Annotated in this window: 15 protein-coding genes; 9 read left to right on the plus strand and 6 right to left on the minus strand. The window is 51.5% G+C overall.

Going from position 1 to position 18730, the window contains the following annotated elements; translation table 11 throughout:
- The first annotated feature begins 7 nt into the window (after positions 1-7).
- Positions 8-697 carry an urea ABC transporter ATP-binding subunit UrtE gene (gene urtE, locus CJA_RS04705; protein ID WP_012486608.1) on the plus strand — a complete coding sequence of 230 codons (690 nt, stop codon included), beginning with the start codon at positions 8-10 and terminating at the stop codon, positions 695-697.
- A gap of 92 nt (positions 698-789) precedes the next feature.
- Here urtE and CJA_RS04710 read toward each other — a convergent pair whose 3' ends face one another.
- Entirely contained in the window at positions 790-1110 is a 321-nt protein-coding gene (locus CJA_RS04710; protein ID WP_012486609.1) for a hypothetical protein, read from the minus strand.
- Between the two features lie 254 nt (positions 1111-1364).
- On the opposite strand from CJA_RS04710, the gene fmdA reads away from it, so the two are divergent.
- Both fmdA and CJA_RS04720 read left to right on the plus strand, forming a co-directional pair.
- A complete protein-coding gene (gene fmdA / locus CJA_RS04715; RefSeq protein ID WP_012486611.1) occupies positions 1365-2597 on the plus strand; it encodes a formamidase in 1233 nt (410 codons plus the stop codon).
- 113 nt (positions 2598-2710) lie between these two features.
- Complete coding sequence (locus tag CJA_RS04720; protein WP_012486612.1) at positions 2711-3079, plus strand: zinc ribbon domain-containing protein; 369 nt, start codon at positions 2711-2713, stop codon at positions 3077-3079.
- Positions 3080-3168: 89 nt separating this feature from the next.
- On the opposite strand, the gene CJA_RS04725 is transcribed toward CJA_RS04720, so the two are convergent.
- A complete protein-coding gene (locus CJA_RS04725) occupies positions 3169-3792 on the minus strand; it encodes a TetR/AcrR family transcriptional regulator (protein ID WP_041551095.1) in 624 nt (207 codons plus the stop codon).
- 14 nt (positions 3793-3806) lie between these two features.
- Entirely contained in the window at positions 3807-4103 is a 297-nt protein-coding gene (locus tag CJA_RS04730) for a hypothetical protein (RefSeq protein ID WP_041551097.1), read from the minus strand.
- Positions 4104-4382: 279 nt separating this feature from the next.
- On the opposite strand from CJA_RS04730, the gene CJA_RS04735 reads away from it, so the two are divergent.
- Positions 4383-5072 carry a VIT1/CCC1 transporter family protein gene (locus tag CJA_RS04735; RefSeq protein ID WP_041552002.1) on the plus strand — a complete coding sequence of 230 codons (690 nt, stop codon included), beginning with the start codon at positions 4383-4385 and terminating at the stop codon, positions 5070-5072.
- Between the two features lie 22 nt (positions 5073-5094).
- Here the strand turns inward: CJA_RS04735 and CJA_RS04740 are convergent, their stop codons facing one another.
- The gene (locus CJA_RS04740) at positions 5095-5790 is read right to left on the minus strand and encodes a type 1 glutamine amidotransferase (protein ID WP_012486615.1); all 696 of its coding nucleotides are present in this window, start codon (positions 5788-5790) and stop codon (positions 5095-5097) included.
- Between the two features lie 194 nt (positions 5791-5984).
- Between CJA_RS04740 and rhlB the strand changes: the two genes are divergently transcribed.
- The 4 genes from rhlB (at position 5985) to CJA_RS04760 (ending at position 10700) form a co-directional block, all read left to right on the plus strand.
- Entirely contained in the window at positions 5985-7631 is a 1647-nt protein-coding gene (gene rhlB, locus CJA_RS04745; protein ID WP_392397690.1) for an ATP-dependent RNA helicase RhlB, read from the plus strand.
- Between the two features lie 46 nt (positions 7632-7677).
- Entirely contained in the window at positions 7678-8538 is an 861-nt protein-coding gene (locus CJA_RS04750; RefSeq protein WP_012486618.1) for a DMT family transporter, read from the plus strand.
- A gap of 26 nt (positions 8539-8564) precedes the next feature.
- Positions 8565-9365: a DODA-type extradiol aromatic ring-opening family dioxygenase gene (locus CJA_RS04755; RefSeq protein WP_012486619.1), complete on the plus strand. Its 801-nt coding sequence runs from the start codon at positions 8565-8567 to the stop codon at positions 9363-9365.
- Between the two features lie 66 nt (positions 9366-9431).
- Positions 9432-10700, plus strand: a complete 1269-nt coding sequence (locus CJA_RS04760; RefSeq protein ID WP_012486620.1) for a response regulator — start codon at positions 9432-9434, stop codon at positions 10698-10700.
- Here the strand turns inward: CJA_RS04760 and cysZ are convergent.
- Together cysZ and rrtA are read right to left on the minus strand one after the other, a co-directional pair.
- Positions 10697-11443 carry a sulfate transporter CysZ gene (gene cysZ / locus CJA_RS04765; protein WP_012486621.1) on the minus strand — a complete coding sequence of 249 codons (747 nt, stop codon included), beginning with the start codon at positions 11441-11443 and terminating at the stop codon, positions 10697-10699. The two genes, CJA_RS04760 and cysZ, sit on opposite strands and share 4 nt — an antisense overlap.
- A gap of 11 nt (positions 11444-11454) precedes the next feature.
- The gene (gene rrtA / locus CJA_RS04770) at positions 11455-12093 is read right to left on the minus strand and encodes a rhombosortase (RefSeq protein WP_012486622.1); all 639 of its coding nucleotides are present in this window, start codon (positions 12091-12093) and stop codon (positions 11455-11457) included.
- Between the two features lie 262 nt (positions 12094-12355).
- Here rrtA and CJA_RS04775 point away from each other — a divergent pair, with 262 nt between their 5' ends.
- Positions 12356-18667, plus strand: coding sequence for a choice-of-anchor A family protein (locus CJA_RS04775; protein ID WP_012486623.1), 6312 nt, complete (start codon positions 12356-12358; stop codon positions 18665-18667).
- Positions 18668-18730 lie beyond the last annotated feature (63 nt).

The following is an 18730-nucleotide window of genomic DNA, read 5'->3' on the forward strand; positions in this document are numbered from 1 at the left end:
GCCTTTTATGTTAACCGTCTCGGATTATCGTGTGAGTTATGGCCAGAGCGAAGTGCTGCACGGACTGAATTTCACGGTTAAACCGCGTGAAATTGTCGCTGTTATGGGGCGCAATGGCATGGGTAAAACCACCTTGATGAAATCGCTGATGGGGGTTATCCCGAGCAGCGGCGGCAGCGTCAAACTGGAAGATAAGGAAGTAAGCCAGTTAAAAAGTTTCCAGCGGGTTGCCAACGGTTTTGGTTTTGTGCCGCAGGGGCGAATGATCTTCTCCAGTATGACGGTTAAGGAAAATATCGAAACCGGTTTGACCACCACCAAACGCAAGAGCGTGCCACCAGAACTGTACGATATGTTTCCGGTATTGCTGGAAATGCGCAATCGGCGCGGCGGCAACCTGTCGGGTGGACAACAGCAACAATTGGCAATTGCGCGCGCCCTGGCGAGCGATCCCAAATTGCTGTTGCTCGATGAGCCGACAGAGGGCATACAGCCATCGATTATCCGCGAGATGGCGCGCACCCTGAAAATGATTCGCGACCAGCGCGGCCTGTCCATTGTGGTATCAGAACAGGTATTGAGTTTTGCTCTGGATATTGCCGATCGGATTTTGGTGATCGAAAAGGGCGAGATAGTTCACGAGGAATTGCGTGAGACAGTTAATGAAGCCAAGGTGGCTTCCTATTTATCGGTATAACCGTTTGTTGCATAAACACTCACCCAGATAGGGCTGTTTTTGACCGGTCAGCGCGTCTCTCGGGCGCTGACCGGTTTTTTTACGCGGGTAATTTACGCATCGCCATTGTCACGCGGCGGGCGTTGATGTGGTTCGGGCATATTGTCGGGGCGGCAGGCCAGTGTCGCGGTATCGGTGTTACGCGGTGGTGTCGCGCACTGGCCGGCCAGGGTTTCACTGTTGCGCCCGGTAAAACTGCACACATCACCCTCGGCAAGTCCGCTACAGGCATTGATGGCTTCTGGCGGTGGACCAAAGCCATGGTCTTCCCGCGGCGGGCGCTGTTGGTCGGCGGCATATACTGTTGTTGCCAGGCAGTTGAGCAGGATACCGGCGATCCCGATCACTTTTACCCATCTTGTCTTGGTGTTCATAAATAACCTCGATGTTTGTTTAAGTCACCGATGAGACTTGGGCCCTGGGTTGAGGTTCATCACCTATGGCAAGAGTCACAGTCTTTGCACAATCGCATCATGAATCAACGACACAGAAACCGGGCATGTGTTTGTCTATACGTTAAATGGCGTAGTGGCGCTGGCTATTTGTCGTATTGTTGGCCCGGTGATGCGCGCGGATACTGGCATGGTCGAGTGACACCCTTGTCCAACCCTCACCAGGAGTCAGTACCATGGCTGAAACAATTATCAAAATAGATTTGAAAAAATCGCCTTACGAAAATCCTATGATTCACAACCGCTGGCATCCGGATATTCCCATGGCTGCAACGGTGAAACCCGGTGATGATTTTATTATCGAGTGCTACGACTGGACGGGCGGCCAGATTGCCAATAATGATTCGGCGGACGACGTGCGCGATGTGGATTTGTCTCAGGTGCATTTCCTGTCGGGCCCTGTCGGTGTGGAGGGAGCGGAGCCGGGTGATTTGCTGGTGGTGGATATCCTCGATATTGGTGCCTTCCAGGAAAGCCTGTGGGGCTTTAACGGTTTCTTTTCCAAGAAGAATGGCGGCGGCTTCCTGACTGAACATTTTCCTGAAGCGCAAAAATCCATCTGGGATATTAACGGGATGTTTACCAAATCCCGCCATGTGCCCAATGTGGAATTTGCCGGATTGATCCACCCCGGACTGATTGGTTGCCTGCCTTCCAAGGAGATGTTGCAGGAGTGGAACAAACGCGAAAAAGAACTCTACGATACCGAGCCTGATCGCGTACCGGCGCTGGCGACCTTGCCCTATGCCGATACCGCACACATGGGCAAGATGGCAGCTGACTCAGCCAAGTCCGCTGCCGCGGAAGCAGCGCGCACCGTGCCGCCGCGCGAACATGGCGGTAACTGCGACATTAAGGATTTATCGCGCGGTTCCAAAATTTATTTCCCGGTCTATGTCAAAGGCGGTGGCTTGTCTGTCGGCGATTTGCACTTTAGCCAGGGCGATGGCGAGATCACCTTCTGCGGCGCTATCGAAATGGCCGGTTGGATTCATTTGCGCGTGAGCCTGATCAAAGACGGTATGGCCAAGTACGGGATTAAAAACCCGATTTTCAAACCCAGTCCTATGGCACCCAAGTATGACGATTACCTGATCTTCGAAGGGATTTCTGTGGATGAATATGGCGAGCAACATTACCTGGATGTACATGTGGCCTATCGCCAGGCGTGCCTGAATGCCATCGAGTATTTAACCAAGTTTGGTTACTCAAAAGCCCAGGCTTACGCGATCCTCGGTTGCGCGCCGGTGCAGGGGCATATTTCGGGAGTGGTGGATATTCCCAATGCCTGCGCCACCCTGTGGTTGCCGACGGATATCTTTGATTTCGATGTGAATCCCAGTGCAGAGGGGCCGACCAGGAAAGTAACTCCGGGCATGGATGTCCCTCTCTCGCCAGACAAGTCATAAACAGCGCGTGCTGCTGTATTCCCATGGGCATGTTGTAGCGGCGCCCGTAAGGTACAGCAGCATTTCACTGCTTGTTAAGCAATAATCTTCCAGTGGGATTTTGAGGGGAAAAAATGCCTGTCTACGACTACAAGTGTGCTGACCATGGTTTATTTTATGAATTGGCCTCGATGGAGGATTCCAATAAGCCTATGGCGTGCCCGAACTGTGGCAAACCCTGTGCCCGCGTCATTATGCTGGCCCCGGAGTTCCTGGCCATGAAACAGGAATTGCGCGCAGCCCATACGCGCAATGAAACGGCACAGCATGCGCCGGTATTGTCGACACCGGATTATCGCGCCGAGCAACAAGCGCGGCGCGAACACAAACATGGGAAGGGTTGTGGTTGCGGTGATAAACCTATCCGTAAATCCAACCTGATTTACACAGCCGAAGGCAATAAAATGTTTCCGTCCATGCGGCCCTGGATGATTAGTCATTAAGGTTGCCGCCAATGCAATAGGCCCCTGCCAAGGGGCCTATTGCATTGGGGCACTTAACAATAAACGGTGTAACAATAAAAAGGGGCTATTTAATGGGAATCGCAGCAGGGGCGGGCGCGCAGCTCGTCCACATAGGCGCTGAGGCTGGCAAATAATTCGGGGAGCATATCCGTAGACTGCATGCACTTGGCTGTTCCCATAATGCCCTGGTAGCAACAGTGCATGAACAGGGCTGTTTGGCGCGGGTTGAGATCGCGGCGCACAAAGCCATCTTCCTGGCCCTTGGCGAGGGCAGCGGTTACGGCACCGATAACTGTTTCTACCAGGTTTTTCAGCCGCTGCTGGAAACCTTGGTCCAACGCGCACATTTCCTGGGTCAGGTTATTGACCGGGCAACCATTAAATTCAGCTTCTTCCTGTAAATGTTCGGTTTTCCACGCAAATAATTTTTGCATGGCCGTGAGCGGGTCGCGCTCTTCGGCGATAAAGCTGTTCCAGGTGTTTTGGAAGTCGCGCATCAGGATTTCTTCCACCACGGCATATCCCAGCGCCAGCTTGTTGGGGAAGTGATGGTAGAGGGCGCCTTTGGCGAGGTTGGTTTTCTGCAGGATGGCTTCGATGCGCATACCCTGGTAGCCGTTGAGATAAATCTCCTCACTGGCAGCTTCCAGGATACGGGTGCGGGTTTGTTCAGCGTTGCGTTCAGTGGCCATGGACAGGGCTCGGGTTAGAAACCAATCCACCAATGCGCAGCCATTGCCAGACACAGAGACAGGCTGCCCATCAGGAAGAAAAATTGTGCCACGGAACGGACACGGCGATGACGCATTTCTTCTTGCCAGGCAAACCCCTGTAAGTCGTCACGGGGGCAATCGTAGCTGGGTGCTACCGCTTTTTTCATGATGGTCCCTCCTGGCAGGGGTATTGCGATACGGGTGGTGTCGGCTGTGCGCGCGCTGGTGTCGGTATTCGCCGCTTCCGGCTGGCTATCGGTTGTATAGGCGTCAATCGTGGTGGATTTCATGAGCTGGCTCCCTTCATTGACTAACCGCGATGGATCAGTAACCGCGTCTCAACAGGCAAAACCTGTGTGAAACAGGGCGGCATTAAATTACAGACCAACCAGTCTGTCAAATAACATCTTGTAATGAAATGTTGATGCCTAAAGGTTATTCGGATGCCTGTGTGGCCCATTATTTGGTGTTGTCTCCGGCGTTAGCTATGCTGCCGGCTATTATTGGGTGCTGGCATGGGCAATGGACTCCAGCGTTATCTAGTGATTTCTTCCATTTGCGGGATTTTTATGCGACACCATGAGATACATACGTCACAGCGGTTGGGTTGGTTGCGTGCCTCTGTGTTGGGGGCGAACGATGGCATTATTTCTACGGCCAGCCTGATGATGGGGATGGTCGCGGCGGGAACCTCGGCATCCTCGGTATTGTTGACCGGGGTTGCCGGTTTGGTGGCGGGTGCCATGAGTATGGCCGCGGGGGAATATGTATCCGTACACTCCCAGGCCGATACCGAGAAGGCGGATATCCGCCGGGAAATTCGCGAACTGGAAGAGGACCTGGATGCGGAGCACCGGGAGCTGGAGGAAATTTATGTCGCACGGGGGCTAACCCGTAATCTGGCGAAAGAGGTGGCGCGCCAGATGATGGCTCACGATGCCCTGGCGGCCCATGCCCGCGATGAACTGGGAATTACCGAGCATTCCTCTGCCCGCCCGCTGGAAGCGGCATTGGCTTCGGCTGCCAGCTTTGCCCTGGGGGCGACAATCCCCTTGCTGGTGGTGATGTTTGCGCCTATCCAATGGATGCAGGGGGTTTTGTTAGGTGTGTCCCTGGTGGCTTTGGCATGTTTGGGGGGCTTGGCGGCGCGGGTAGGGCGGGCATCGGTATTACAGGGAGCCTTGCGGGTTTGTTTCTGGGGCGCCGCCGCCATGGGGCTGACGGCGCTGGTGGGGCATTTCTTTAGTGTATCTGCCTAGGAACCTGATTATCCGGGGCCTGTTAACGGCCTGCAAAGATAATGTTGATGACCTCGCTCATGGCCTGGTTGATTCGCTCAAAGCGCTCGGTGTTACCGAGTAGGCTGGCAGCGTCCTGGCTATAAGTGGAGCCGTCCAGGTCATCCGCGCAGTTTTCAACCAGGGCGCTGGCAGACGCCAGTGTTGTCTCCAGGTGGAATTGGAAGCCCCACACCTTATCGCCGTAGCAGAACGCCTGGTGGGCACAGGCCTGGCTGCGTGCCAGCCATTGGGCGCCGGGGGGAATTGCAAAGGTATCACCGTGCCAATGGAAGACCTCCGGGTAGCGCTCCAGTACCAGGGCAACCGGGTTTTGTTCAGCACCGGGCACCAGGCTGAGTGGAAACCAGCCGATCTCCTTATGGGGATTGCGTGTAACCGGGCCGCCCAGCACATCGGCAATCAACTGTGCGCCCAGGCAGATTCCCAGCACAACCTTACCCGCCTGGATCGCCTCCCTGATCAGTTTTTTCTCCTCGGCCAGCCAGGGGTGGATAGCCTCATCGTAAATTCCCATGGGGCCGCCCATAACGATCAGTGCATCGAAGCTATCCAGTGCAGGCACCGGGTCTCCGCGATACCAATGGGTCGTAAACACCGGATAGCTACGTGCGTCAAAATCCTGCGCCATACTGCCGATATCTTCAAAGGGGACATGCTGTAACGACTGGATACGCATAGAAACTCCTTGATGAGGGAAGAAAAGAAGCGGAAAAGTACCCACATTCTAACGCTGGAACCCCATGATTGTCTGACGATTCGTGTATACTCGCGCAACATTTGAGCCGCCAGCCGCTGGATGATCGATAGGCTTCCAGCCGGCCTCTGCCATTCATTTTGCAGCCTGCCTGCACAGATCACCGGGTGACAAGATTGATCGGAAAATTTTTTAAGAAACTCATCGGATCGGGTGACTCTCCATCGGATGCTGCCAAGGCACCGGGAAAAACACAGAAGACCGCAGACCAGGGCAAGGGTGGCGGTAATCGCGACGATAAGCATCCGCGTAACAAGAACCGGGGCAACAAGGGGCGTGGGGCCAGGCAAGCCGGCGCCAGGCAGGCGGGCGTCTCGCCACCGGCTACCGACAGGTTGCCGCGCTCCGAGAAACCTGGCGCTGAGGGCTCCAGGGCCGAGAAACCCAGGGATAACCCTGCCAACCCGCGTCCGCCACGCCATACCAGGGTTGCCAAACCACCGGTGCCGGCAGCGCCCTGGGATATCAGTGAGTTTGCTGTAGAGCCTGTCGATGGCAAAACCCGCTTCCATGACTTCGACTTGTCCCCCGAATTGATGCACGCCATCGCCGATGTGGGATTCAAATATTGCTCGCCAATCCAGGCTCAATCCCTGCCCCATGCCTTGCAGGGCAAGGACGTGGTCGGCAAAGCCCAAACCGGTACCGGCAAAACAGCCGCCTTCCTGGCCGCGATTATCGATGACCTGCTGAAAAACCCGATCACGGAAAAACGCTATGCCGGCGAGGCGCGCGCACTGGTGATTGCGCCCACGCGCGAACTGGTGATCCAGATTGCCGAGGATGCCAAGGCACTGTGCAAATATACAGATTTGAAAATACACACGCTGGTGGGTGGTATGGACTACACCAAGCAGCAACGCCGCCTGCATGAAACGCTGGTGGATATCCTGGTGGCGACTCCCGGTCGATTGCTTGATTTCTGTGGCAATAAGGATGTGTACCTGGACCAGCTTGAAGTATTGGTTATCGACGAAGCCGACCGGATGCTTGATATGGGCTTTATTCCCCAGGTGCGCCAGATCGTGCGCCAGACACCGCACCGGGAAGATCGCCAGACCCTGTTTTTCTCCGCTACCTTTACCGATGATGTGCACAACCTGGTGCAACAGTGGACCTACAAGCCGGTTACTATCGAAATCGAACCCGAGTCGGTCGCCAACGCGCGTGTGGATCAACATGTCTATCTGGTCTCTACCGAAGAAAAATACACACTGCTCTATAACCTGATCCAGCAGGAGCATGCGGAGAGCATGATTGTGTTTGCCAATCGCCGCGATGAATGCCGCGATCTCTACGAAAAGTTACTGCGCCATGGCATCAAGGCGGGACTGCTCTCTGGTGAGATTACCCAGAATAAGCGGGTGTCCACCCTGGATGCCTTCAAGAATGGTGATATTAAGGTGCTGGTGGCCACCGATGTGGCGGGTCGCGGTATCCATATCAGCGGTATCAGCCACGTAGTGAACTTCACCCTGCCGGAAGAGCCGGAAGATTATGTGCACCGGATCGGCCGCACTGGCCGTGCGGGCAAGAGTGGTACCTCCATCAGCTTTGCCTGCGAAGACGATGCCCTGCGCCTGGAGCCCATCGAAAAACTACTGGGCAAGCCCATTAAATGTGAGCAGCCGCCCGAGATCCTATTGCTATTGCCGCCTGAGCTGCCGGCCTTGCCGCCGCGCTCGCGCCACCAGGAACGTTACAGCAATCGCTCGGTGGGCAATCGCCCTGGCGGCAATCGCAGCCGCCGTCCACGTCATTAATCTGACTGACCCCGCCGCGGCGGGGTCTTGCGTTTCGGAATATTGAATGTCATCGCATAAGTCTGCCTGGATATCACTGCATCTGACGGCCTTCCTGATGGGGGCCACCGGGCTTTTTTCCAAAATTATTGCCTTGCCCGCCTGGGATATTACCGGTTATCGCACCTGGATTGCCGCGCTGGTACTTTTTGCCTGGGTCGCCTGGCGCGAGCGCCATATCCGCCTTAACAGTGGCCGCGATTATTGGCGCATGCTGGTGTTGGGCATACTGTTGGCATTGCATTGGGTGAGTTTTTTCTACTCCATGCAGGTGGCCAATATTGCGGTGGGGATGCTGTCGCTCTATGCCTATCCGGTGGTCACGGTGTTCCTGGAGCCCTGGATCAAGCGCACCCGGCTGGATTGGCGCGATGTGGTCAGCGGCTTCCTGGTGGTAATAGGTATTTACTGCCTGGTGCCGGAGTTTGATATCAGCAACAACATGACCCAGGGGGTCATCTGGGGCGTCATTTCTGCACTGACTTTTGCCGTGCGCAACCTCCTGCTCAGCCATTGGTTCAGCGGTCAATCGGCATCCCGCTCCATGAGTTACCAGGTATTGATTGTTGCACTGGTGATGACCCCGGTGATCTGGCTTTCTCCCCATCAACCCACCAGCCAGGATTGGTGGCTATTGATATTGCTGGGGGTATTTTTCACCGCCATTACCCACAGCCTGCTTGGCCATTCACTGCGTTATCTCAAGGCCAAGACGGTCGGCCTGGTCACATGCCTGCAGCCAGTTTATGCGGTGGGTTACGAAATAGTGATCCTGAATGAATATCCTGACCAGGCTACCCTGATCGGGGGGGCTATTATTATCGGTGCGGCGATTTACGAGTCGGTGCGCGAACATCGCCGCGGTTGATTCCCTGATATCTGCCGGAGGTATGTATGGCACAGGTAATGCCCGTGGTCTTTGTTCCCCATGGCGGTGGCCCCATGCCGCTGTTAGGCGATGCCAATCACCACAGCCTGGCGGCGTTTTTACGCAACCTGTCCCATAGCCTGCCTGAGCCGCAGGCGATCCTGGTGATTACGGCGCATTGGGAAGCGCCCCTGGCGAGTATTTCCAGTGCAGCAGCCCCGGGCATGCTCTACGACTATTATGGCTTTCCCGCGGAATCCTATGAGTTTCACTACCCGGCGCCGGGCAGTCCGGCACTGGCGCAACAGGTTCTTGATTTATTGCGATTGCAGGGGATTGCGGCGCAGCTGGACGCTGAGCGCGATTACGACCACGGTACCTTTGTACCGCTGATGTTGGCTTATCCCGCGGCACAAATTCCCGTAGTACAGCTATCACTGGTGCATTCACTCGAACCGGCACTTCATATTGCCATTGGCAAGGCCTTGGCTCCCTTGCGTGAGCAAGGCGTACTGATACTGGGGTCGGGGATGAGTTTCCACAATATGCGTGCATTCTTTTCGGGCGACCCCGCGGTCACTCCCAAGAGCCTTGCATTCCACCAATGGTTATCCGGGACCATGGGCGAGACCGATGTCGCCGTTACCGAGCAGCAATTGGTGCACTGGCAGGCGGGACCCCAAGCCAGATTCAGCCATCCGCGCGAGGAACACCTATTGCCATTACTGGTGTGTTTTGGTGCGGCCAGTGCGGCGGGGCAGCCTGCACAACAGGTTTATGAGGGATTGTTTTTCAATACCTGGATTGCCGGTTATCGCTGGGGCTAAATGCGTTCTGGCGGATTTTGGCTACACTCAATAAACCCTTGTGGTCGTTTGTTGAGTAAATAAATAATGAAAAGAATCCTGATCGTTGAAGATAGCGATATGGTGATGAAAGTGTTGCGCCATTTAGTGCAAAGCGCCGCGCTGTCTTACGAAGCCCTCTATGCCACCAGCCTGGCGCAAGCCCGGGAAATATACGACCAGTTCCCCGGCGAATTTTTTGCAGCATTGGTTGATCTCAACCTGCCCGATGCCGCCAATGGTGAAATTGTGGATTTCACCATTGGCCATAAAATTCCCACGATTGTGTTGACCGGCAGTTACGATGAACAGCGTCGCGAGCAGCTCTTTGCCAAAGGTATCGTGGATTATGTTACCAAAGAGGGGCGTTATGCCTACAGCAAAGCGGTAGGAATGATCCATCGCCTGGAAAAAAACCAGCAGATCAGCGTGTTGGTGGTGGATGATTCCGATGTGTCGCGCAAGCATATGGCCAATTTGTTCAGGCGCCATTTGTTCAGGGTATTGGAGGCGGTTGATGGTGTAGATGCTATCAAAGTCCTGCTCGATAATCCGGACATTAAACTTTTGATCACTGACTACAACATGCCGCGCATGGATGGCTTCGAGCTGGTGCGCAACCTGCGTTACAAATACGACAAAACCGACCTGATCATGATCGGGGTATCGGGTGAAAGTAGCGAGGCATTATCGGCCAAGTTTATCAAGCATGGCGCCAATGATTTTTTACGCAAGCCATTCCACCCGGAAGAGTTTTACTGTCGGATTATCCACAACATTGAAGCGCTGGAATTAATCGAACAGATCACCTATAGCGCCCAGCGCGACCATCTCACAGGCCTGTATCACCGCTCCTATTTTTTCAATTCGGCACGCGAACTCTATCGCCAGGCACAGGAAAAATCGGCTCCCCTCTCATTGGCAGTGATCAATATTGATCACTTCAGTGACATTAACCGCCGCTATGGCAACTATGGGGGCGATCAGGCATTGAAATACATTGCTGGCCGGCTTGAACAGATGTTGGGGCGCTTCCTGTTGGCACGTGCGGATAGCGATGATTTTTTTGTGGTTATGCCTGGCCTGGATCATGAAAAGGCGGTCGCCTTTTTAAGCAAGGTCAAGCAGTTGTTGGCCGCTGAGCCACTTTCTATTCAGGGCGAAATGCAGCACTTCTATTTCAGTGCTGGCGTGACTGCCCATTTGGGCAGCAGCCTGGATGAACAGATTGCGCTGGCCATCCAATACCTGGATCGTGCCAAGGAAGCCGGTGGTAATGTCATCGTCGATGATGGTGACGACGACGAGGATAATTAATGGCTGGTATCCAGATGGCGCAATTCATCCACCCAATAGCGAGTGGCACCTGCCACAGCAATCGGGGTGACCACTATATTGATCAGTGGAATCATGCTCCCCAGCAAAATCAACCCACCATAGGAGTAGCTGGTCAGTGGCAAGCGGTTGAGCTTACGGCGCAGGGGGCGGAAGCCAGTTTTATGGTTGTCTGCGGGATAATCCACATACTGCACCGCCATACACCAACAGCTCCACAGGGTTGCAATAAAAACGCCGAGCAGGTTCAGGCCAGGAATAAAAAACAACACAATAAAGACCAGTAATACCAGCAATCCCCTGCTGATAAAATACCAGAGTTTGGTCAGCTCCCGCTTGAGCGTGCGGGGAATCAATTCGCCCCAGGGTTCATCGGGTGGCTCCACGCCGGTGAGGTGTTTCTCCAGCCTGCCGGCCAGTATTCCGAAAAAAGGGGCAGCAATAAAATTGGTGATGACATTAAAGCTATAGCCGTAAATCACCAAAAATAAAAAGGCGACCAGGGGCCAGAGTATCCAGGTAAACCAATGTAGCCAGCCGGGTGTCCATTCCAGGATTTGTACAAAGAAATCCTGGAATGCATTAAACAGTGCGATGGTTAGCACGACAAAAATCACCAGATTGGCGAGTAGGGGAATCAAAATAAAACGGCGAAACCCCGGTTTACTGATCAGCCGTGCGCCTTCGAGGAAATAATCAATAGCATTGCCAGGCGAACCCTGCATCTTGTGCCTCCTTAATCTTTTGTTGTCGATGAAATCCTGTAATCAAGCAATTCATAAATAATGGCGATAAGCACACCGGCACAGGCGCCATACACATGTGAGTTTACAGCGACGGGAACGGGGAGCATCGCTTGCAAATCAGTGGCCTGATAACCGGGGCTTTGCTCTTGTACCAGCTTGGCAATCACAATGGCGAAAGCGGCCAGGCGCAACCAGAGGGGATGGGCACGGCTGTGAATGATACCCGCCAGGATCAAGCCATGCATTACCCCGGAAAAACCGGCATAGCTTCCATAATCACTGTCCAACAACCACATTCCCAGGCCGACAGACAAGCTACAACTAAGCACCAGCAGGGCAAAGCGCTGCCAGGGATAATCCAGGAACAGCGCATAACTGCCCACCAGCAAGGCAGCCAGGTTCATCAGGGTGTGGCTCCACCCATAGTGAACCAGGTTGGCCGTAAGCAGCCGCCATAACTCGCCATCGCTGACCCGCACTTTTTCCAGTTTTAGCCATTCGAACAACCAGGTATCCAGGCCTGTCAGCACCAGCATTAACAATGCCAGTCCCAGCGCCAATAACTGGCTGGGGCCGGGGCGCACAATGGCTGTGAAGAGTGGATGTTTCTGGTGGGGAGCCTCAGGCATGGGCATTCGTCCGGGAAGTCGCGAGGGGGCATCTTAGAGACCATTCCCCTGGCTGGCAACGATTCTCTCTGCTTCACCCTCAGTTAGGTAAGGGCTGTATTTTACTGACTTATCTTTAGTGAACTGTGACACAGGCGGTTCTTGGTTGACTGGACAAAAAAGTAGTTTCTGTTATCTTTGGCGCCACTTTTGGCTTGAGCCAAAGATTCATGGTGGTCAAGCTAGGATTTTTTGTACCTCTGTCTTTTGAAAAGGAAACAACATGGGATCGTTATTCGTATCCAGGAAAATGCTTGCTGCATTTTTCTTTCTCGCTATTAACTTCGTATCATCAGTCGCCATTGCATCGGTAGAGGTCGGTGTTACTTGGCTCAAGTCCAGGCAAGGTGCGCATGGTGAGTTTTACTCACCACAAACTCAATCCAGCCCTCAGCTTTCTACATTGGAAAGTCTATCAACACTGGTTTTTTTAAATAAGACGACGGGTATCAATCTGGTAGCGGCAAATGAGTTTGTTGCTCCATCGCCAATCAATAACAGTACAGAGCATTTGGCAAAAACCATTCTAATAAAACATGGAGTGGGTGCGGCGTATGCTTGGGAGTTGTCGTCTTTGGCTCAGCGCCAAATGCCTTACTCCGGCTTTGGTTATGATGTTGGTTATGAAGCTGATCCTTTAAGTACAGCGCTTGCGCTTGAGGTCGTTGCCAAAGTGGGTTCTGAAAATCCAGGAATTGGTTATGCAATTCAATACCTGCTGGATACACAAAAACCTGATGGTAGCTGGTCGCTTGAAAACAACATATCGAATATCACTCTGACTGCACAGGTCATGAAAGCCGTGTGGGGGTTTAGAAATATTTATGCGGTCAGTGGTGCGTTGCAGAAAGCCAATAATTACTTGTTGGCTGAACGTGTGTCAGGCGGACTTTGGCCTGAACTCAATACAAGTGCCCATGCGTTAATTGCGTTATTAAATTATAACAATGATCGTTCGGGATTGACTGCCAGTGTTAACGCCTTGTCTGCTGCTCAGTTAAACGATGGCAGCTTTAATGGAGATGTTTATACAACAGCGCTCGCGTTATATGCGTTGCATCTGGCCACATTACCCGCTCCCGATGAAATTACATTGTCTGGTAAATTAATTGATGGACAAAGTGGGAATCCATTGGTTAGTGCGACAGTAGAAATCACAGGTGTTTCCAATGAATCCCTGTTGACTGATACAACAGGTGCATTTGCTTTCAAAAACCTGGCAGCGGGTAGCTATTTTGTTAAAGCATCCGCACCGGGGTATGGTTCCATAACGTTAACGACGCTGGTTTTCAAAGGCTCCAAGCCTAATTTGGGGGTATTGAAATTAACAAAGCTGGCTGTAGATCCCGTCACGGGTAATCCTGTCACTACAGGTACGGTGCGTGGAGTAGTGACGGATCGTCGTACAAGCTCACCCATTTCTGGTGTTGTGGTTGGTATTCCTTCACTGGGATTATCGGCTACCACTGATGCCAGTGGTGCTTACCAAATCAGTAATGTCGCTGCGGGGAATTTGTCGCTGATTGTTGCCAAATCCGGTTATACCGACGTGTCTGCTACTGCGCAATTAACGGCACAACAAACGCTATTATTTTCCCCGTCATTGCAAGAATATATCGCGCTGGGAGTGAGTATTAGTGGTGTAATTTCTGAATATAGTACAGACACTCCTCTTGTCGGAGCCAGAATAGATATTTTAAAAGAGGGTGTTGTTGTTGCTTCAGCACTCAGTAACGTTACTGGTCAATATGCAATAAAAGATATAGCGGCAGCCGATATTGAAATTAAAGTTTCTTTAGTTGACTATCATCCGGTTTCAGCATCTGCCAAACCGAAGGACGGCAACAGGCTTGAATTCTCACCAAAACTAACACCGGTTTCTCAGCCACCTGTGCTTACGACAGGTGGGATTATCGGTACAGTAGTCGATTCTGTGACTGGTCGAGGTATTGAAGCTGTTTCAATCATAGTAACTTATGATTCCGGTGCGGTAATAAATCATGTCACAGGAATGGATGGTGAATTTTCGATAACTGATATGGCATCAGGGAACATCACTATTGAGTTGGCCAAGCCTGATTATCAATCCATGCAGGCGCAATTAGCTATCGAAAGTGGCTTGATTCAGGATCTTGGAAATATTCAATTTAACCCGGTATCTGCTATTACTTCAGGCAAGCTTTTGGGGTATGTAACTGATGTGCGTACAGCATTGCCAGTTAACGCTGCCATTGTTTCAGTCAAAAACACGGTAACAAACCAATTGCTTGAAGTTATCAGTGGTAATGATGGAACATTTAACTTCCCCGTAGTACCTGCCGGAGACTATGCAATCACGATTAAGGCAACCGGATACACACAAATTGATTTCACGTCCATTATTTCAGCGGGTGATGACATTGATTTGGGCAATGTGTTGATGCGTAAGCCAGGCATTGATGCCTTGATTCCAGATGTTGCTGTACTTGCCATTGATCGCTCTGCTTTAGTGTCCGATGTGGCAAGTTTTACCGCATCAGGAACTATCGATGTAACTCTGATAAACAGGGGCAACGCGAGTGTAGAAATCCCCTTCATTATTTATGCGTTTGAGGATCTGAATAACAATGGTGTTTATGATGCTGCTGATACCTTGTTGGGGCAAGTCTCCCCTGTAATCAGTTCGGCGTTGCCGTTAACTGTCGATGGTACGCTTAACACATCTATTGCAGTTTCTGGCAATCTTTCCTTCCGTGATGCGCCGATTAGTATTCTGCTGGATGCGACTAACGTGTTGGTTGAACTATCTAAAGCGAATAATTTGAGTTCCACCGCAGGTTTATGCAGCAATCAGCAAAAGCCCAATGTAGATTTGGCTCTGTGTATGGATTCCTCTGGCAGTGTTAGCGCAGCTAATTTCCAATTGCAATTGGAAGGAACTGCGCAAGCGATTGAAAATGTTGTTCCGCGTGATGGTACGGTTCGTGTTTCTGCCTTGCAGTTTGCTAGCGCTGCAACTGTGGAATTGAATCCAACAATCATTGAAGAAGATAATGTCCAGGCAATTGCCGATAAAATCCGGGCTATTCGGAAAACCGGTGGTGGGACTTCCATTCATGCCTGTATTGATAGCGCAACAACCTTAATAGCCAATGCCTTACCTGCAAGCTCGATGCAGATTATTGATGTCTCCACAGATGGGCAATCTACCCAATCCCAGGCTGTTGCAGCATCAAACCGCGCTAGAGCAGCGGGTATCGATGTGTTGAATGCGATTGGTGTCGGAACGGGAATCAGTACGGCATTGCTGAATGCGATTGTATTCCCCCAGCCTGTTGGCGGTGACCGAGGGTTTGTGTTGACGGTAAGAAATTACCAGGAATACATGGATGGGATTACCAACAAGATTCAGCGTGAGACCAAAATCGCTGACCTTACATTAGGTGGAGCCAGGCTTATTGATAATGGTTTTGGCTCCAATCCTGATGCCACAGTAACAATCGGTAATGCCGGGGCGACAACGATCACAGAATCGATTGTAGTAAGCATTTATGACGCACAGCCTGAATCGGGCGGTCAGTTGATTAACTCGCAAGTGATTGAAACCGATTTACCCTCTGGTAGTCATTTGGATGTTGCTTTCACCAATATTGATCCTGCCCAATTCGTCACAGGAAAAATGGTTGTTGTTGCAAAATTGTCGGGTGATTTCCCTGAATGTAATAGCAGCAACAATCGCCAGGAAATTCCGGTAGCGTCCAAGCGTGGTGCTATTGACTTGTCACTCAATGCCAATAAGTTTGGCCCTAATGTTGATGTACACTTCTTGAAAGTGGTTACCAACCTCGGGGCACTGAATGGCCATTACTCAGTTTCTTTAATCATTAAAGATGCTGCTGGTATTGAGGTGCATTCCTTTGCAGCGAATGAAGTTAACAACTTGTTGCCCAATACATCCGCTAATCTGCCAGATCAATGGAATACCGGATTAACGGCTGCCGGACATTATTCTGCTACGGCATCCCTGTTTGATGCGCAAGGTGTATTGTTAGATAGTGATACGGAAGCATTTGTGATTTCTGAGTTGGATGACAATGGCCAAACCGGAAGTGGTGATCCGTTGGGTCGTGTTTCACCATTTACTGATAAACCTCAATACCATATAGACGACCGGGTTGTGGTCGGGTATTCCATTGAAAATATCACCAAAACTCACACCATCAATAATCCAACAGTGTCATTAATCGTAAATTCACCAACCGGCGTAACGGTTTATGAAGATACGATTCCTTATACATCTTTACTGCCAGAACAATTATTGCAATGGCAACAAAGTTTTGATTTGAACAGGGCAGCAACCGGAACCTATCAGGTTATTGCAACACTCAAGGATGCCAGTAATGTTGTGTACGGCGTGGGTGCCAGCACATTTGTTGTTGAAAGCAATCCTGAGTTGGCGTTACGTGGTAATGTCATTGTCAAATTTACAGAGATTGATTCTGGTGGTGAGCAACAATGTGATTTTACTGTAATTAACTCTGGTAGCTCTTTGCTGCAAAACCAGAACATTCGGTATAGCGTTGTCAATGTGGATGATCAGTTGGTTAAATCCGATGAAACAGATTTGTTGAGTCTTGGAATTGATGAACAAATTTCGCATGTCAAAAACTTCTTTGCATCCGGTTTCTCAGCGGGTACTTATGCTTGTGTAATCGAAGTCCTTCGTGGCTCGGGTGCTGTTGTTCTGGCTACGGCAACCTTCACAGTTAAAGAGTCGTCCATTCAATTAATCGGTGATGTTTATGTGGGTGAAAAGGCTCGCTTGCTGGTGCTGATGGATGCTTCATTAACTGAACGCGCTTATTTGGAAGACCTGCTCACCCATGCCGGATGGTTCTACACCATTGTGGATAATGCGGCAGCCTTTGCAACGGAATTGAACCAGGGTGGTTATGGTGTCTACGCACTGCTCAGTGAAAACATCACACTGGATCAAACTACGCAAAACCTGCTGGATATGAACGTGGCAGCGGGCGATGGCTTGATCGTGGCAGGGGCAACGGATCGCCGCCATCAAACACTCGAACAAGCGTTGGGCATTAAAGCCCGTGCGAATGAAGCTTATGCCAAAGGTATTGCTGTACAAGACAGTGAACTTGGCCTTGCCTGGGAGCATGTGTTTAACCAATCTGTCCGTGTACTGAATTTCACCGCGAATGGTGCAACCATCATTGGTGAGTACCGCAATGACTTGCCGGGTGCCGATCCGCAAACGGTTCTCGATGCCTTGGGTGCCGCCGGTCGTTACGGTAATTTTGTGTGGGATAACTTCACCTCATTGTCATCCACAATAGAGGGGCGTATTGCTGTGGGTGGCAATTTGAGCCTGCAAAATTTCAGCGTGGGTGACAAGCTCGATCCAGGCAAACTGCACGATGTTGTTACCGTGGGCGGCAATGTGACTTTCCCATCCGGTCGCATCTATTACGGTAATTTGATTGCCGGTGGCAGCGTGGCGGGCGTGGGCGATGCTGTGCGCTTTGGTATGGCGCCGGGAGCGGTGATTCAAGGCAATGCTGCCATGCCAATCAACTTCACTGGTGAGCGCGAATACCTGCAAGAACTCTCAAGCAATCTGGCGAATTTGCCAGCTAATGGCACCGTAACCATGCAGTGGGGCGGCTTGGAGTTGAAAGGCGATTGCAGCAGCAGTTCACAAGTGTTCAATGTCAATGGTGCAGACCTCGGCATTGCCCATACCTTTGCCGTGAGTTGTATTCCTGCTGGTGCGACGGTGGTGTTCAACGTGTCTGGCCAGAACGTCAGCATCAAGAGCATGGGGATGCAATCGCTCTCGGCTTTCCGTGACAAAGTGCTGTTTAACTTCCCGCAAGCAACCGCCTTGAGCATGACTTCTGTCGGCATCGAAGGCAGTATCCTTGCGCCCTTTGCCCAGGTTGATCAACCCGCAGGTCGTATCGATGGACAAGTGATGGTGAAATCCTGGTATTCCACCAACTGGGGTTATATGTCCATTCATAACCGTTTCTTTGGTGGTGACTTGTCGGCGGCTATCGGGCCAGCTAGTAAAAATGCGCTGTCGATTTATCAATACGAGCAAGGTAAATCGGTATTTGTAGGCTTTGATTTGCTGGCTCAAGCAACTGCCCTGGGTGTTGGCAATGACAATCCATTCGCACACCTGTTGTTGTCGGCATTGGAGCATGTGAATCCAGTACCGATTACCGCCAGAGCTGGAAAAACCATTCCGGTAGTAGTGACCTACGAAAACACTGGTGGCCAAGTAGCAACAGGCCAGGTGAAATTATCGTTGGGTAATAACATAAGCGTTATCCAGGCAGGTAATTTCAATCCTGTTGCCAACAGTACTGACTGGACATTACCGCTCAACCTGGATGCCGGTACAAGCCAGAGCCAGCTTATCTATGTGAAATTACCTGCTAGTGGCAGCAGTGGTATCCAGTTGCAACTACAAACGGGTACGGCTCCTGATTGGGCAATCCGGTTTGAAAAGTATCTGGATTTATCCCTGTAGCAAATTCCGTTTGACCAACCCTGCTAGAAGCAGGGTTGGTCAATACCCCATTTTCTTTTTTGA

It is taken from the genome of Cellvibrio japonicus Ueda107 (assembly GCF_000019225.1).
In the GTDB taxonomy this organism is placed as follows: Bacteria; Pseudomonadota; Gammaproteobacteria; order Pseudomonadales; family Cellvibrionaceae; genus Cellvibrio; species Cellvibrio japonicus.